Origin of the sequence: Paraliobacillus quinghaiensis (assembly GCF_003426025.1) — a bacterium.
Lineage (GTDB): Bacteria > Bacillota > Bacilli > Bacillales > Amphibacillaceae > Paraliobacillus_A > Paraliobacillus_A quinghaiensis.
The window spans coordinates 28,053-45,007 of sequence record NZ_QJSH01000020.1 but is presented as its reverse complement, the minus strand read 5'-3'; the positions used below and the strand labels follow the sequence as shown (position 1 = coordinate 45,007).

Sequence of the window (16,955 nt, the reverse complement as noted above, 5' to 3'; positions counted from 1 at the left end):
CGAGCAACTTTAATTCTAGCTTTATGCCAATTTGCACCACCTGTTGTGCGTCTACTCATCATCCGCTGTGCTTTGGCTAACTTTTCTTCCAAGGTTCGAAAAAACTTTGGATTAGAATAGATTGTCCCATCAGAAAGAGTAGCAACATTTTTTAGGCCTACATCTATTCCAATAGCTGAGCCTGTTTTAGGAAGTTCTTTAACTTCTGTTTCAGTTGATATAGAGACAAAGTATTTTCCAGAAGGGTTTCGTCTAACGGTTGCATTCAAAATTCTACCTTCTACTTCTCGACTTTTAGCGTAACGAACAAGTCCCAGTTTTGGGAGTTTAATGTGTTTATCTAATACTGCAATATTTCCATTTGTTTGTTTTGTTGTATAAGACTGAACAGGATTCTTTTTAGATTTGAAACGCGGGTACTTATTTTGTTTCTTGTAGTAGCGGTGATAGGAATCAGCTAAATTTTCAACTGATTTTTGTAAGGCAATACTATCGACCTCTTTTAGAAATCCATAGTGCTTCTTTAATTCGGGGAGAGATTTGACCGTGTTGTATTTATTTAAACACTTCCCTTTCCAGTTGTTCGCTGCTAGGTGACCATTTTGAACCATTTCTCGGGCAATATACCAATAAGCATCTTTTTCTTTTTGTTTTCCGAAAAAGAAGTTAAAAACGAACCTGGAACAACCAATGGTTTTATTGATAAGTTCAGTCTGTTTTTTATTGGGATAGATGCGAAATTTATAGGCTTTGTTTACAATCATAGTTTCACCTCCTCATTAGGTCAATTATACCATTTTCGAGAGAGTGAAACAAACATTTGTTCCTTCATTTCAAGGAAATGATTTGTACGAAGACTCGTATCTAATTACTTACATGTAGCACTCAAACAGTCGGACAATTGAGATGGTAAATGCCCATCCCTTGTCCGAAGCCGATTCATCTCATGACTGAAGTCACGAGTGTTCTCGGCTAATTCATAAAAAAGGAGCCGAAAAATGAATAAAGTCAAATTAAGAGATTCACTACAATCTTATCTAATAGAAGATATCGGTGATGGTGATATAACGAGTGAGGCGATTTTTCCTGCCGAGCAGAACGGAAGCGGTGTTTTTGTAGCAAAGGAAAAAGGAATCATTGCGGGTTTAGATATTATAGAAGAAGTTTACGCATTACTAGATAAAAACATAGTCGTTAAGCTATTTTTTTCGGATGGAGATCGTGTGAAAGTAGGCGATAAAATTGCTGAGGTAAGTGGTCCAGTTATTCCACTTCTTAAAGGAGAAAGAGTAATTTTAAATTTACTCCAACGTATGAGTGGTATCGCAACGATGACTAATACTTGTGTAGAAGTTTTAAATGATCCATCTATTCAAATTTGTGATACGCGAAAAACAGCGCCAGGACTTCGAATGTTCGATAAATATGCTGTTACCTGTGGCGGTGGAAAAAATCATCGCCAAGGTCTGTATGATGGTGTCATGATCAAAGATAACCACATAGCTTTTGCAGGGTCGATTACAAAAGCAGTAGAGAGGACAAGAAAACATACCGGACACATGGTGAAAATAGAAGTGGAAACAGAAACAAAAGAACAGGTAGCGGAAGCTGTAGAAGCGGGTGCGGATGTGATTATGCTAGATAATTGTTCGCCAGGAGAGGTAAAAGTATTAGCAGAAAAAGTGCCTAATACGATTGTGACAGAAGCCTCAGGTGGAATAACGTTAGAAAATCTAGCGAAATATCAAAATTCAGGCGTCGATGTTATATCACTTGGATTTTTGACTCATTCAGTTAAGGCTTTAGATATTAGTTTACAAGTAAAATAAATATAAAAATTTACAGGGGGATGTATATGAAAACAGTAGTTAAATCTATCATTTTATTAATTGTATTGGTACTCGCAGCGTGTGGAAGTGAAGAGGTAACAGACCAAAATGAATCAACAAATTCTAATTCTAGTGAAACACTTGAGACAGTTCTCGTAGGTGGAAGAACTGGTGGAGCATGGTCGATCTTTACAGAGGGAATTGCAGAGTCAATTAGAAGAGATAATGACGGATCTATTATCACAGTGGAACCAGGCGGGATTGTTGAAAACCCAGTAAGTGTAGCAACAAATACCATTCCATATGGACTTTCGTATGCGATGACAGCTTTTGCTGCATACAGTGGAGCTGAGCCGTATGATCAAGCTTATCAAGATTTAAGAGCAATAAGTGTGGTCATTCCAGCAAATTATTATCAATTTATTGTAAGAGCGGAGACAGAATATAACTCAGTCAAAGAAATTATTGAGAATGAATACCCTATTCGTTTGTCTGTAGATCAAAAAGGGTCAGCTGGTGAGATTATTACACGCAATATCCTGAAGCAATATGGTGTTAGTTATGAAGATATTATTTCCTGGGGTGGAACAGTCGACCATTTAGGTGGTACAAAAACATTCGAGCTGATGGCTGATAAACGAATTGATGCAGCAGGGGATGCTTTATCGGTTCCATCTAGCGATATACTTGAAGCCTCCACTTCCATTGATTTGAAATTGTTATCGTTAGAGGAGGACATCGCAGTTTCAGTGGCAGAAGATCTCGGAATGCTGACAGGGACAATTGAATCTGGTAGCTATGATTTTCAGTACGAAGAAGTTACTACAGTTAACACGCCAGTTATTTTAATCGTTAATAAAGACGTATCAGATGAGGAAGTTTATAAAATCACTGAATCTATTTATAACAATTTTGATTATTTAAGTACTGTACACGAAGAATTTAAAAATTTAACAGCAGAAAACATGGCGGACGTTGGAAGTGTACCACTACATTCCGGTGCTGAAGCATTTTACAAGGATAAAGGTTTACTAGAATAACATGCTAACAAGAGAAGAGAGGTGGAGAAGAGTGATTAGTAAAAATATATTGGCCGGGTGGTTTTCAACTGGTGCAAAGCGAAATCTATCAGGTATACATCTTCGACTATTTTCTCTAATGGCATTAAGTTTAGCTGTTTTTCAAGTTTGGTCCGTAATCTTTGGTAAACTAGATCCACTCAATCAGATGGCGATTCATTTATCTTTCATAGTAGCTTTAACTTTCTTTGTATACAGTTATTCAAGAAAAGTTACGGATAAAAAATATCTGATTCTTGCAGATTATTTGGCGGCGTCATTGGCAATTTCTGCTGGGGTTTACTATACGATTCATGCGGAACGAATCGCGACAAGAATTCCAATTATGGACCCATTGTCGAATGTGGATCTATTTTTTGGACTAGTTTTTGTAGTGTTAAGTTTGGAAGCTGCAAGGAGAACGATTGGATTTCCAGTTGTTTTAATCGTCTCGGTTGGTATTAGTTACTTGATTTGGGGGCATCAATTATCTGGTGTATTAAGCCACAGGGAATTTTCAGCAATAGAAATTCTCGATGATCTTGCTTATAGTTTTAATGGACTTTGGGGTTCACCTGTTGCCGTTGCAGCATCGTTTGTTTTTATGTTTATGTTATTTGGCTCTTTTTTAAATAAAGCTGGAGCTGGCGACTTTTTCTTTCAATTGTCGTCTGCAATAGCGGGGAGATCAAAAGGTGGTGCGGCAAAGGTAGCGGTGCTGGCGAGTGCTTTTTTTGGTTCGATATCTGGAAGCCCGACAGCGAATGTTGTCACAACAGGAGCTTTCACTATTCCAGTGAGTAAAAAAAATGGCTATAAATCTTCTTTTGCAGCAGCAATCGAGGCTGCTGCATCTACAGGAGGAAGCATTTTACCGCCAATTATGGGATCTTCAGCTTTTCTAATGGCTGCTGTTACGCAACTACCTTATCGATCGATTATTATTGCTGCATTTATCCCGGCGATTTTGTATTATATTTCTTTACTCGCAATGGTTCATTTCGAAGCTTTACGCTTAGATTTGCCACGTGCAGCAAAAAAAGATATCCCAAAATTGTCTCGGATTTTAAAAGAAGGCTGGCACTATTTTTTACCGCTCATTGTACTCGTTTTCTTTTTAATCGAAGGGTATAGCCCATCTCGAACAGCGTTTTATGGGATGCTAACAATCATCATCATTAGTTGGTTTCGTAAAAGTACGCGAATGGGAGTAAGAGCAATAGTCGAAGCATTAATTGATGGGGCAAGATCTGCTATTCCAGTATCGACTGCATGTGCTGCTGCAGGCTTAGTTATTGCGGGAATTATGTCTACTGGTTTAGGTGGAAAACTGACTAGCATTGTATTGCAGTTAACAGAAGGTCACTTACTTTTCACACTAATACTAGTGATGGTAATATGTATCATATTAGGAATGGGAATGCCAGTTGCAGCAGCGTACATTTTAACGGCAATGCTTGCTGCACCAGCTTTAATTGAGTTAGGAGTACCGATAATTTCAGCTCATTTATTTATTGTCTATTTTTCTATTTTTTCTGCGATAACACCACCTGTGGCAGTCGCAGCTTTTGCAGCAGCAGGAATTGCAGATGCCAATCCTAATAAAGTTGGTTTTGAAGCGGCAAGATTAGGATTGGTTGGTTTTATTGTGCCGTTTATGTTTGTCCTAGAGCCCACGTTACTTATGGAGGGCGAGTTGCTCGCGATTGTTATTTCCTTTTTCACTGCATCTATTGGTGTTATTGTATTAGCGGCTGCTTTAATAGGATGGTTTGGCGTGAGGATTTCAGCCATTAAGAGAATCATGTTAGGACTCAGTGCTTTGACAATGATCTATCCGCATTTTCTATCAGATATCATTGGTTTGCTGGCTATCTTGATTTTAGGCTTGGCCGTTAACAAGTCTAAGCTTTCATTTAATAAAAAATTCAATCAAGCTAAAGTTAATTAGGATGGCGTTGAAGTAATGGGCTATACTTCATGGGGATGTATCGATTTAGTAAGTGCATGTTCAGGCGAAATGTCGAAACATTATGGCTTCATTTACGTTGACAAGCATGATGATGGAAGCGGATCTTTAGAACGTAGTAGAAAAAAATCATTCTACTGGTATCAAAATGTAATTGCTACAAATGGAGAGAGCTGTAAGAATGAAGGTGCCTGGTACTTCCTTTTGGGAGTGCCAGGCACCTTTTATTTGTAATTCGATTAAAAAATTGCGTCATTCGATCAAAAATTTCGGTAATTCGATCAATAAAAATCGTTATTCGATCAAAAATCACGATAATTCGATTAAAACACATGCGATGGCTTTAATTTTGTTTTTTGGTAAAATAGTTATAGATATTCTTCAGGGGAGGGTATTAGATGAATGAAGTTGTCATGGTTGGTCACCGTGTAGTGGGCAGTAAAGGATATTCTTTTGATTACCACTCTCATCAAGAATATGAAATTTATATTTTTCATGCTGGATCTTGCCGCTATTTAATTCACAATCAAATTTATGATTTACATCCAGGTGATATTTTATTAATGGATGGTATGACTTTACATAGGCCAAATGTTCAAAAAGAAGATGAATATGTGAGAAGCATTATTCATTTTTCTCCTAAATGGATTAGTGGAATCTTAAATGAGTTAGGTAGTCATTATTTGCTAGAAATATTTCAACAACTACAACATTGTCTTATTCGTTCCAATGAAAGTTCAGAATTGATCGAATTAGAAAAACTTATTGAACGTATGGACGTTTTAGCCAATCATATGAATAATAAAGATGTACAATCAGAGACGGAGTTAAAGGTTTTGTTATTGCAAGTGTTAGTTATCGTTCATCGAATGAGTAAAAACAAGTTACTCGATAGTCCATACAAAAAGGATACGAAAGCAGAATACACAGAGAGTGTAGCTGTTTATGTCCAAGAAAATTTTCATAATAAAATAACACTGGATCATATCTCTAAAGATTTGAGTATAAGTAAATCTTATATATCTCACGTCTTTAAAGAGATGACAGGATTTACGGTAATGGAATATGTAATGGAGTGTCGATTAACACAGGTCAAATACTCTCTTGAAATGGAACCGAATAAAGCTTTAAAAGATATTGCATATGATTGTGGTTTTGAAAGTGTAGCGCACTTCAGCAGATTTTTTCGAAAAAAAGTAGGAATGACAGCTAAAGAATATCGCAGGTTGCGTGTGAAATAATTAAGAGTAAAAAGTATCAAATCTTGATGATAAAACAAGTTGGCTTTAATGTGGTGAGCCAACTTGTTTATTTTTCAATTAAAGCACGTTCAGTCAATTTTGGTGGAATATTAAACATCTTGAGATAATGAATTTTGCTGTTCGGTTATATATACTAATACTAGTAGCAACAAATAAATTTCTTTTATAAAAGAAAAAAATGACAAGGCTTACATTAAAAAATTGTGAATTTTAATTGATTGAAATTGCACAAAACAGAAAGGGGTATGATGATGACAAAAGTAAGGTTAGGTATTATTGGTTTTGGGACACAAGGTGGGGCCTACGCAGGGTTTATTCAAGAAGGAAGAGTTAAAAACATGGAAATTGGTGCGCTTTGTGATACGGATCCTGCCAAGAGAGCAGTAGCAAATGAAAAGTATCCCAATATTCCGTTTTATGAAAATTATATTGATATGTTAGATAGTGGAGATGTAGATGCTGTCGTTACGTGTGTACCGCATTATTTACACCCTGAGATGGGAATTGAATCGTTAAAAAGGGATGTACACGCATTAGTTGAAAAGCCAGCTGGAGTTTACACGAAACAAGTAAAAGAACTCAACGAATTTGCTGAAACAAAACCAGAATTAACATTTGGAATTATGTTTAACCAACGGACAAATGAGCTCTACCAAAAAGTGAAGAAAATTATCGACAATGGTGATATCGGTGGTATTCGTCGAACAAATTGGATTATTACCACTTGGTGGAGACCACAAGGCTATTATGACCAAAGTGCTTGGAGAGCAACATGGGAAGGTGAAGGTGGTGGTGTTTTAGTTAATCAAGCGCCACATCAATTAGACTTACTTCAATGGATTTGTGGTGTTCCTAAAAAAGTTTACTCAAATGTGAAGTACGGTTACCAGCGAGATATTGCTGTTGAGGATGAAGTTACAACAATGCTTGATTATGGCAATGGAGCAACAGGTGTTTTTGTTACCTGTACCCACGATGTCTTAGGTACAGATCGTTTTGAAATTTTAGGGGATAAAGGAAAGATTGTCGTAGATGACAGTAAGAAAGTGACGATTAAGAGACTAAAACAACCTGAGTCTGAGTTGAGCGACAAGATGAGTATGCAAGATATGGCGAAGCTTTCCGCGGGTGGTAATATGGGAGAAATTTATGATGAAGAAGTGATAGAGTTTGAAAGTGTCTGGGGAGCGCAGCACACAGCAGTAATGGAAAACTTTGCTGGTAATATTTTAGATGATGAACCACTTTTAGCACCAGGAAGTGATGGGATTCATGGTGTAGCTTTGGCAAACGCGATTCACTTGTCAAGCTGGTTAGGCAAAGAAGTAGAGCTTCCAGTCGATGAAGATTTATACCTTGCTGAATTAAATAAAAAAATTGCAGAAGAAAAACAAATGGATAATTAATAATAGAATCTAACTATAAAATGGAGGTATATCAATGAGAAAAGGTAAAATCGGCGTACAAATGATGATGCTAAAAGGCAAGGTGGAAGAGTTAGGTGTATATGAAACAATGAGAAGATTAAATCAATTGGGTTATCGTGCAGTGGAAGTTTCTCAAATTCCAATGACGGAAGAAAATGTATTAGAATTTAGACGTGCAAGTGAAGATTTTGATATCGAAATTGCTGCACTCTCAGCCCCTCTAGAGCCTATGCTACCTGGTATGGGAGGAGAAACTTTAAATAATAATTTTGATAAAATTGTAAGCGATTGTAAAACATTAAATTGTCGTTACTTGCGAATAGGTATGCTACCGTTAAACAAAATGTCTGATAAAAATAAAATAATGGCGTTTATTAATGATGCTGAAGCAATGGCAGTAAGGTTAGCTGAACGAGGCATTGAATTGTATTATCATACACATCATATTGAGTTCCAAAAATATGATGGAGAATATTTATTGGATATGATGAAAAACAATACATCTAAACTAGGCTTTGAATTGGACGTGCACTGGATTCAAAGAGCTGGTGAAAATCCAGTTAAAATAATTGAACAATATAGAGACCGAATTGCTTTATTACATTTAAAAGATTACCGTATTGGTAAGTTAGATGTGGGAGAAGAAGATTTAAAAGACATGGGTCAATTCTTTGGAAAGTTCACGAATCTTATTGAGTTTGCAGAAGTGGGCGAAGGAAATCTTGATATAAATGCGGTTATTCATGCAGGACTTAAGAGTGGCGCGCAATACTTTTTGATTGAACAAGATGACACGTATGGTAAGGATTCTTTTGATTGTTTGAAAATATCTGGTGACAACTTAAGAAAGTTGGGTTATTCTGACTGGTTTTAATTCACTAGGAGCGAAGCAACATTAGTAAACTAGCATCTAACAAACTAAATTAGTTTAATAGCCAGGAGTGAAGTTTCATGAGTAAAGATGGAATGACATATGCACCAAAAGGGAAACCAAATCCAGTTGTAAAAGATGGTGAATTTCAAATTGCTGTGGTAGCACTTGATCATGGACATATTTATGGAATGTGTAATGGGTTAGTGGAGGCAGGCGGTAGTTTGAAATGGGTGTATGACCCTGATTCTGACAAAGTGGATGAGTTTTTAGACAAATTTCCAGAAGTAAAAGTAGCTGAATCTCTAGATCAAATTTTAAACGATAAAACGATTCAATTAGTAGCGGCTGCAGCGATACCATCGGGTAGAAGTGCACTCGGTAATAAGGTTATGCAAGCTGGAAAAGATTATTTTACAGATAAAACACCTTTCACAACGAAAGCACAACTTGAAGAAACAAAAAAAGTAGTAAAAGAAACAGGACAAAAGTACATGGTTTATTTCAGTGAACGCCTGCACGTTGAAGGAGCAGTATTTGCTGGAGACCTTATTAAAGAAGGTGCGATTGGCCGTGTTATACAAGTGACAGGTTTTGGTCCACACCGATTAAATGCATCAAGTCGACCTGATTGGTTTTTTAATAAAAAACAATACGGTGGCATTTTATGTGATATTGGCAGCCATCAAATTGAACAATTTTTATACTATGCGGACTGTAAAGATGCCAAGGTATTACACAGTAAAGTCGGAAACTATAATAACCCTGATCATCCAGAACTAGAAGATTACGGTGATACAACCTTAGTCGGTGATAACGGAGCGACACAATATTTTAAAGTGGATTGGTTCACACCAGATGGTTTAAGCACATGGGGAGATGGACGCACTTTCATTACAGGGACAGAGGGTACAATTGAGATTCGTAAATATGTTGATGTTGCTAGAGAAGAAACTGGGGATCATCTATTTCTAGTTAACAATGATGGAGAAAAGCATTATAAATTGTCAGGAGAAGTAGGTTTTCCATTCTTCGGAGAGTTGATTAAGGACTGTGTTGATCGTACAGAAAAAGCGATGACCCAAGCGCATGTGTTTAAAGCGGCAGAACTATGCCTAGAAGCACAAGAAAGAGCAATCGTGGTTACAAAGTAAATATCTAATATAGTAAAAGTACTGCTCTGGAAAGTTTGAGGCAGTGCTTTTTTGTGATGGGCAGCATGAGTCTAGGAGTCTGGATTCGATCAAAAAAATGCGTTATTCGATCAAAAATTCCGGTAATTCGATCAAAAAAAGTCGTTATTCGATCAAAAAGCACGATAATTCGATCAAAACGCTCCTCACAAGCGGATTGGAGCACCAACAATATAAAAGCCACAGCATTAACTGTGGCTAATAAATAACATTATTGTTCTTGCCTTGGTCTTTTGCAGCATATAAAGCTCTGTCTGCTTTTTCTAACATTGTTTTCATATCAGTATTATGTTGAAAAGAAGAACCACCAACGGATACACTCACTTTAATTGGATAAGTAACTTCTTCTTGTACTATAATTTCTTCAATGTTTTTAACAAGTCTATCTGCTATAGGGCCTAACTCATCTTTTGGTGTTTCGGGTAAGATAATAGCAAATTCATCTCCACCTATTCGTGCACATGTATCGGAATCACGGGTGGTTTCAAGAAATAGCATAGAAACTTCTTTTAAAATTGTGTCCCCGACATTATGACCAAAATTATCATTTATCTCTTTGAAGTCATCTATATCTATATATAACACAGATAAAGAACGATCAGTTCGCTCGCAACGTGAGATTTCTTTTTGTAATTCGTTTTCAAAATACCTGCGATTGTATAAGGATGTTAAAGGATCAGTGTTCACATATTTTTTTAACTGGATTTCAAGTAGTTTTTGTCTCGTTATATCGGCATGGCGTATCACTATTCCATCAACTCCATGTTCATTCTTAGTCATTCTTGTTGCTTGCATGTTAAACCAGCGTTTTACCATTGGGGAATGGCAAGGATATTCATGACTAAAAGACTTCATTTCACCGTTAATAAGTGCATGCAATCCCTTATATACTTTCTGATTTCCTTTAGATACTTCCAAGTAATTAGAACCCACACCAAGTGCTGATAAATCTCCACCATTTCTTTTGGCAAAATTCAACCATTCATCGTTGGCGTAAATAATTTCACCTGAATGATCAATGAGGCATATCTGATCCCTTATAGAATTTAAGATAGCAGAGCTAATTCCCGCATTCATTCAATACACCCCTTTTCCCATCAAATGAGGATATTCTTTCACTACAAACACCCTCTACCTAATTTACCATTCTATAATAATTATAAGGTTATTTCCCTATATCTTTGCTTTGAAAACAATATATTATCAACTGTGCTTTATTAGTTTATCATACAAAAGTATAATACCTAATGAAATGATCCTTCTGGGATGAGCAAAATTGTTTGAAAATATTTAATAGAAGGTAAAAGAGTGAAAAAGGAGTTTTTAATATGTGTGAGCAAACACCAATTGTAATTATTGGCGGTGGGATGGCGGGTATAATGGCTGCACGAACCCTGAAGGAAAAAGGATATCAAGACATATTGATTGTGGATAAAAGCCGAAGTGTTGGTGGCAGAATGGCTACGCGAAGAATAGAAGATGGGAAGGTCGATCATGGTGCCCAATTTTTCACAGCCCGAACTGAAAAATTTCAAACATTTATTAATGATTGGATCAAAGAAGGTAGCGTAAAGAATTGGTTTGGTGACAAATATCACCGCTATATAAGTACGAGAGGTATGAACTCCTTTGCTAAAAAACTAGCAGAAGATATTTCAGTACGATTGGAAACGAGAATTGCTGCTATTATGAGAAATGAGGATGGATACACCCTTGTAACAGACCATGGGGAATCTTTTAATGCAAAGGCTGTGCTTGTGACAGTACCTGCCCCGCAGGCGAAAGCATTGCTTCAAAGCGAAGGGTTACAGCTAGATACGAAGTTTTTACATAAACTCGATGAGATTGTGTTTCAGCCATGCTTGGTCGGTTTATTTGATTTGGAACAGCCGACAAGTTTACCGGTTGATGGTCACCTTGATTCAGGCCTTCCAGAAGGTGTGATGCGCTTGGTTGATCACAAGAAAAAAGGGATTTCGCCAAATACAACCGTTTGTATCTATATGACGAGTGAGTGGAGTAAAATCCATTATGATAAGGGAGAAGAAGCGGTGTTAGAAAAGATGAAGGAAATAACAAGTGCATACTTCGATTTTAACTCTGTTATTTCAAGCCAACTGAAAAAATGGCGTTATGCAGAGGCAACACAGTTTTTACGAGAACCTTTTTTGAATACTGAACTTGAGTACCCGCTATTAGTAGCAGGAGATGCTTTCCTAGACCCACAAGACACAGCAAACCGCACGCGCTTAGAAAGTGCATTTATTTCAGGCATTGCTGCTGGCGAAGAATTAGCTGCATTGCTAAAATAGCGCAGGTGCTTTCAATGGACAAGTTCGTTGGAGTGCCAGGCACCTAGTGTTATACTAACCAAACCATTCGATCCTAAAGAAAAGAGAACAAGTGAAAATCTCAAACCAATTGTACAACTTGTTTGTCATGAAGAGGCTTTTAGTTATGGATCTGACATACCTTTAGAAATGGAAACAGGGAAAGTGATTTCAGATTATCTTCCGTCTGAAATAACGTATACCTATGACTTTGGTGATGATTGGAGGCACCATATTGTTGTCGAAGATTTTATCGATGACTATTATTATAATCACCCTACTTGTATAGCAGGTGAAGGGAATGTACCACCTGAAGATGTAGGGGGAGAACCTGGATATTAATCGTTTCTTGAAATTATTGAAGATCCAACGCATCCAGATCATGATTACATGAAAAGTTGGGGAGTAAGTCAGGGTTATCAAGGGTTTGATCTAAAGATGATGAATATAAGGCTAGAGAATATATAGGAGTTAAGGGAATAACTTAACTTGTTTGAAAAGGTACCTGGTACACCCAATGGACAAATGTCTTTTTGGGTAACAGGTACCTATTTTTATACTGTGATAATAGGTATTATTACCCTGTGTCTAAAGGCTTAATAAGATACAAGTTGCAGATAGTGGTACTCGTATAAATATTTATTAATAAAAATGTTCTGATGAACCTTAAGTGTTATAAAGTGTTGACTATCAAGGTTTTCTATGAATTACTTTATTGCAAAAAAGAATTAGTGAATTTTAACAAAAAATCTATACAAAAGTTATACAATTATGTATAATCGTAGCAGTACATATATCACGGTAATTATACATTAATTCACAATTATAAGTAACAATAAGATGATTACATAAAAATACAGTGATATATATACTTATATTAAATTTTAAGAATTTATAGAAAGAAGGGCTTATTCATGGAGGTATTTTCAAAGGAATATGATTCAAAACGTGTAGATAAATTTAATTTAAGCTTATCTTACGCTATTATTATTGTGTTAGTTGCACAATCATTTCTTAATTATGGAATTAACTATGCATTATCTGTGACTTCAGTAGGTATATTAGCGGTGGTTATAAGTACTATCTTTTACTTTATAAAAATTAACAACAGGATTAAGAACTTTGTCATTGGATCGATGTCCACTAATGTTGCTTTTGTAATGTCACATATTACTCATGGTGAGTCAAAAATATTCTTAGTACACTTTATAGCATTAATGATGATAGGTCTCTATTTTAGAAAATCTTTAGTTTTAACATATGTTATATTTTTCAATATAGTTTTATCTACATATTTTATTTTGAGTCCACAAAGTGTTCTGAAATCAGGGCAAATTAATGAATTTATATCATATGTATTCCTTTTTAACATAAGCGCAATTATTCTATACTATATAACAAAATGGGGCAATGAATATATTCAGTCTGCGATTAAAAATGAGAATCATGCTAAAACTTTGGTTAAGAAATTAGAAAATACTATGAAAACAATACAAATAAGTACATCTAATTTAAATAAGAATATCTCAGACTCATCGGAAGATCTAAGAGTTACAAGAGATATAAGCAATTCAATTACCATAGCGGTTCAGGAAATTTCCGCAGGAGTTAGTGAGGAAGCAAACAGTATTCAGAATATAAATGATTCAGTTGCAGAGGTTGGTAAAATAGTTACTGATACTAAAAAGATTTCTCAAGATGTAGCTAAAGTTACAGATGAAACAGATCAAGTTGCGCAAAAAAATATTGAAAAATTGAATGAACTTAATGGCCAGATAGATATAATCGGAAATACTGTACAATCAGCTACAGATAATGTTAACGAATTGAATAGTAGCATTGACAATATCAATATTATATTATCAAGTATTATACAAATATCAGATCAAACTAACCTTCTTGCATTGAATGCAGCAATAGAGGCAGCAAGAGCAGGAGAATCAGGTAAAGGATTTGCTGTTGTAGCAGATGAAGTTCGAAAACTCGCAGAAGATAGTAAAGAAAATGTAGAAATGGCTAGTAAAATCATTGGAGAAGTTACCTCTAGAACTAATAAAGTATTGGAAGAAGTGAGTCAAGGGAATATAGCAGTAAGTTCAGGAAAGGAACTTATGGAAAGTATGGTGGGTAGATTTAATGATATGACAACATCCTTTGAAAATGTTAGAAAAATGATTAACTATGAGGACAAAAATATTGAAAATCTATCTACTAAATTTACAGAGATACAATCACAAGTAGAAAATATTGCAAGCATTTCTGAAGAACACGCTGCTTCTATAGAGGAGATTCAAGCAACGATTGATGAACAAAATAATAGAGTAATCAATAGTGACAATTTAATGCAGGAGATGGAGAGTAATAGTAATGAACTAAAGAAATTGACTATTAATAAATAGTCAGAGATGATGAACCATTATCTTTAGGTGATGCATTTCCTTCGCCTGCTAGACAAGTAGGATGATAATAGTAATCGATAAAATCTTCAATAATAATTCGGTGTTACCAATCGTCCAAAGTCATAGGCATAAGTTATTTGAGACAGAAATTAATGAACTGCGATTTCCTATTTTAATTTCTAAATGTGTGCTTGATTCAAAACTAATAGTACGGCTTCAATATTCTCACGTATGATAAACTGGGTAATAAGTCATGGTTATCAAGATTTTGATTTAAAGATGATGAATATAAGTCTAGAGAATATTTAGGAGTTAACTACCAGGTACCTTTTTTTGATAGATTATCTAACAGATAACATGAATAAAGTTAAAATAAACATAAAGATATAAAAAGTAACAAATAGTCAGAAAAATTTGTCAGAATTTGTTGTAAGTTTAATAGTTATTTGATACTATTTAATAGTTATTTTATCTCATAAATCACATAATAAAAAAGAAAAGGCAAACTTATCGAAAGGTAAGGACGCAAAGCCACGGATCTAAGGGTTTTAACTATGATCGCCGGGTTGCCGAAAGATTATACTTATTTTTGGTGAACTCTTTTCTTGAGTTCATTTTTTTGTGATTACAACAGGAATATTTTACTTAATAAAATCTCTAAAAATAAGAATGAAATATGGCTATGGTTAATATAAGGAGGGAAAAATTATAGATTTTTAATCGGTATAAACAATAAGAATAAGTGTAGCAGCATGAAAGCACATAGACGTATTAATTATGTTCGCTCAAGTAGTTGCTGATGAGATCAACATAAAAAAGATTCAATTGAAACATGATAAATTCAACCAGATACTAACAAGATTAAACAGATAATTAAATATTACGTTAAATACAAACTATTAGATGAGAGAAGGATAAAAGTGAGAAAGTTAAATTTTAAGAGTCTGCGTGTCAAAATATTATTTGGATTTGGAATTGTTATTGTATTAGCTACGATATTGAGTCTCTATAACGGTTATTCTGTTAATGAATCTAACAGCAACATCAAAAAAATGATCGATAGAGACGTGAGTTTACTGATAACTGAAGAACAACTAGCAATTAATATGGCAGAAAGGTCAAGCTTGTTGCGCGGTTATCTATTATTCGGTAAAACGTCGTATAAGGATGCGTTCACTGCAGGGATAGAAGAGAGTATAGCGTTAGAGAATCGTGCGAAGGAGTTGAGTAACTCTGAACAATTAGAAGCACTTCTGGAGAAAAAATTTGAATGGGGTACATATACTGATGAAGTGATCGAAGCGTATGATAACGGAAATGAAGGAATCGCTTTGGCAATCATGGAAGGTCGAGTGCAATCACTTGGTAATGAGTTAATTGACGGATTTAAAGCGTTAGCTAGTGAGAGAGAAGCAAAGATTCAGGAAAGAAGAGACAGTATTGTATCAACTGGAGAAACGCTTATGTACGTCGGTATTGCAGTTTCGGTTCTTGTAGTTTTACTCGGAATAGTAGCTGCATCTGTAACTTCTCGTACGATCGCAAAACCGATTAACACTGTAATGGAGCGAATGAAGTTGATTGCAAATGGAGACCTAAGACAAGAACCATTAGAAACGAAATTAAAAGATGAAACAGGTCAATTGATGCGTGCAACAAATGAAATGAACGATAATATGCGTAATTTACTACAACAAGTTAGTACTGTTTCGGAGACAGTTAGCTCTCAGAGTGAAGAGTTAACACAATCTGCAAACGAAGTGAAAGAAGGATCAACTCAAATTGCTAAAACAATGCAAGAGATGGCACATGGTTCCGAATCACAAGCTAATAATGCAAGTGACCTCTCCTCTTTGATGAACACTTTTGTAGCGAAAGTACAAGAAGCAAACGCCAATGGAGAAGATATTCACCAGTCTTCTACTGATGTACTTAATATGACATCAGAAGGATCTCAACTAATGGATGCATCCGTTAACCAAATGTCAATCATTGATCAAATCGTAAAAGATGCTGTTGAAAAAGTGAATGGTTTGGATAAGCAATCACAAGAAATTTCAAAATTGGTATCCGTTATTCAAGATATCGCAGAACAAACGAACTTATTAGCATTAAATGCAGCGATTGAAGCAGCACGTGCAGGTGAACATGGAAAAGGATTCTCTGTAGTGGCGGATGAGGTTCGAAAATTAGCAGAACAAGTTGGGGAATCGGTAAAAGATATAACTGGCATAGTTAATACGATTCAAAATGAATCTACGACAGTAACTAAATCGTTACAGGGTGGATATGAAGAAGTTGAAAAAGGAACGAATCAAATTAAAACTACTGGAGAAACTTTTACTAACATTGATCATGCATTGAAGAAAATGGTTGCAAATATTGAAGTAGTAACAAATAATTTAACAACTATGTCTTCAAGTAGTCAAGAAATGAATGCATCAATCGAAGAAATTGCTTCTGTGTCAGAAGAATCTGCAGCGGGCGTTGAACAAACATCAGCATCAGCACAACAAGCGTCGAGCTCAGTTGAAGAAGTTGCCGATAGTTCTACTGAGTTGGCTAAGCTAGCAGAAGAATTGAACGGCCTTATTCGTCAATTTAAGTTGTAAGATAG

At 35.6% G+C, this 16,955-nt stretch carries 13 protein-coding genes, 1 pseudogene and 1 riboswitch; of the genes and pseudogenes, 12 read left to right on the top strand and 2 right to left on the bottom strand.

Annotation, left to right across the window (positions count from 1 at the left end; genetic code table 11):
* Nucleotides 1-764: RNA-guided endonuclease TnpB family protein (locus tag D2K40_RS12505; RefSeq protein WP_162879215.1), on the bottom strand; the 764-nt coding region annotated here is incomplete at its 3' end.
* A gap of 234 nt (nt 765-998) precedes the next feature.
* Between D2K40_RS12505 and nadC the strand changes: the two genes are divergently transcribed.
* From nadC to D2K40_RS12465, 8 genes and pseudogenes are all read left to right on the top strand, one after another.
* Nucleotides 999-1,829, top strand: a complete 831-nt coding sequence (nadC, locus tag D2K40_RS12500; RefSeq protein WP_117156446.1) for a carboxylating nicotinate-nucleotide diphosphorylase — start codon at nt 999-1,001, stop codon at nt 1,827-1,829.
* A 26-nt stretch (nt 1,830-1,855) separates the two neighbouring features.
* Nucleotides 1,856-2,869 carry a TAXI family TRAP transporter solute-binding subunit gene (locus D2K40_RS12495; RefSeq protein ID WP_162879214.1) on the top strand — a complete coding sequence of 338 codons (1,014 nt, stop codon included), beginning with the start codon at nt 1,856-1,858 and terminating at the stop codon, nt 2,867-2,869.
* A 31-nt stretch (nt 2,870-2,900) separates the two neighbouring features.
* Nucleotides 2,901-4,838 carry a TRAP transporter permease gene (locus tag D2K40_RS12490; protein ID WP_162879213.1) on the top strand — a complete coding sequence of 646 codons (1,938 nt, stop codon included), beginning with the start codon at nt 2,901-2,903 and terminating at the stop codon, nt 4,836-4,838.
* A pseudogene (locus tag D2K40_RS12485) lies at nt 4,839-5,090 on the top strand (family 1 glycosylhydrolase); the annotation flags it as partial.
* Between the two features lie 164 nt (nt 5,091-5,254).
* On the top strand, nt 5,255-6,097 hold the full coding sequence (locus tag D2K40_RS12480; RefSeq protein ID WP_117156440.1) for an AraC family transcriptional regulator: 843 nt from the start codon (nt 5,255-5,257) through the stop codon (nt 6,095-6,097).
* A 272-nt stretch (nt 6,098-6,369) separates the two neighbouring features.
* Complete coding sequence (locus tag D2K40_RS12475; protein ID WP_188618826.1) at nt 6,370-7,524, top strand: Gfo/Idh/MocA family protein; 1,155 nt, start codon at nt 6,370-6,372, stop codon at nt 7,522-7,524.
* 34 nt (nt 7,525-7,558) lie between these two features.
* Nucleotides 7,559-8,419 (top strand): sugar phosphate isomerase/epimerase family protein, encoded by an 861-nt coding sequence (locus D2K40_RS12470; RefSeq protein ID WP_117156436.1) that lies wholly within the window; start codon nt 7,559-7,561, stop codon nt 8,417-8,419.
* Nucleotides 8,420-8,496: 77 nt separating this feature from the next.
* Nucleotides 8,497-9,570, top strand: coding sequence for a Gfo/Idh/MocA family protein (locus tag D2K40_RS12465; protein ID WP_117156434.1), 1,074 nt, complete (start codon nt 8,497-8,499; stop codon nt 9,568-9,570).
* Between the two features lie 237 nt (nt 9,571-9,807).
* Here the strand turns inward: D2K40_RS12465 and D2K40_RS12460 are convergent, their stop codons facing one another.
* Nucleotides 9,808-10,686, bottom strand: a complete 879-nt coding sequence (locus tag D2K40_RS12460; protein WP_117156432.1) for a sensor domain-containing diguanylate cyclase — start codon at nt 10,684-10,686, stop codon at nt 9,808-9,810.
* Between the two features lie 251 nt (nt 10,687-10,937).
* On the opposite strand from D2K40_RS12460, the gene D2K40_RS12455 reads away from it, so the two are divergent.
* The 4 genes from D2K40_RS12455 (at nt 10,938) to D2K40_RS12440 (ending at nt 16,950) form a co-directional block, all read left to right on the top strand.
* Nucleotides 10,938-11,921, top strand: coding sequence for an NAD(P)/FAD-dependent oxidoreductase (locus D2K40_RS12455; RefSeq protein ID WP_117156430.1), 984 nt, complete (start codon nt 10,938-10,940; stop codon nt 11,919-11,921).
* Between the two features lie 27 nt (nt 11,922-11,948).
* Nucleotides 11,949-12,281 carry a plasmid pRiA4b ORF-3 family protein gene (locus tag D2K40_RS12450; RefSeq protein WP_117156428.1) on the top strand — a complete coding sequence of 111 codons (333 nt, stop codon included), beginning with the start codon at nt 11,949-11,951 and terminating at the stop codon, nt 12,279-12,281.
* Nucleotides 12,282-12,853: 572 nt separating this feature from the next.
* Nucleotides 12,854-14,338 carry a methyl-accepting chemotaxis protein gene (locus D2K40_RS12445; protein ID WP_117156426.1) on the top strand — a complete coding sequence of 495 codons (1,485 nt, stop codon included), beginning with the start codon at nt 12,854-12,856 and terminating at the stop codon, nt 14,336-14,338.
* Between the two features lie 490 nt (nt 14,339-14,828).
* A riboswitch (cyclic di-GMP riboswitch) is annotated at nt 14,829-14,912 on the top strand.
* Nucleotides 14,913-15,258: 346 nt separating this feature from the next.
* Nucleotides 15,259-16,950, top strand: a complete 1,692-nt coding sequence (locus D2K40_RS12440; protein ID WP_117156424.1) for a methyl-accepting chemotaxis protein — start codon at nt 15,259-15,261, stop codon at nt 16,948-16,950.
* Nucleotides 16,951-16,955 lie beyond the last annotated feature (5 nt).

Coding starts and splice junctions, on each gene's coding strand:
- nadC (WP_117156446.1), top strand. CDS start 999: ATGAATAAAGTCAAATTAAGAGATTCACTACAATCTTATCTAATAGAA.
- D2K40_RS12495 (WP_162879214.1), top strand. CDS start 1,856: ATGAAAACAGTAGTTAAATCTATCATTTTATTAATTGTATTGGTACTC.
- D2K40_RS12480 (WP_117156440.1), top strand. CDS start 5,255: ATGAATGAAGTTGTCATGGTTGGTCACCGTGTAGTGGGCAGTAAAGGA.
- D2K40_RS12475 (WP_188618826.1), top strand. CDS start 6,370: ATGACAAAAGTAAGGTTAGGTATTATTGGTTTTGGGACACAAGGTGGG.
- D2K40_RS12470 (WP_117156436.1), top strand. CDS start 7,559: ATGAGAAAAGGTAAAATCGGCGTACAAATGATGATGCTAAAAGGCAAG.
- D2K40_RS12465 (WP_117156434.1), top strand. CDS start 8,497: ATGAGTAAAGATGGAATGACATATGCACCAAAAGGGAAACCAAATCCA.
- D2K40_RS12460 (WP_117156432.1), bottom strand. CDS start 10,686: ATGAATGCGGGAATTAGCTCTGCTATCTTAAATTCTATAAGGGATCAG.
- D2K40_RS12455 (WP_117156430.1), top strand. CDS start 10,938: ATGTGTGAGCAAACACCAATTGTAATTATTGGCGGTGGGATGGCGGGT.
- D2K40_RS12445 (WP_117156426.1), top strand. CDS start 12,854: ATGGAGGTATTTTCAAAGGAATATGATTCAAAACGTGTAGATAAATTT.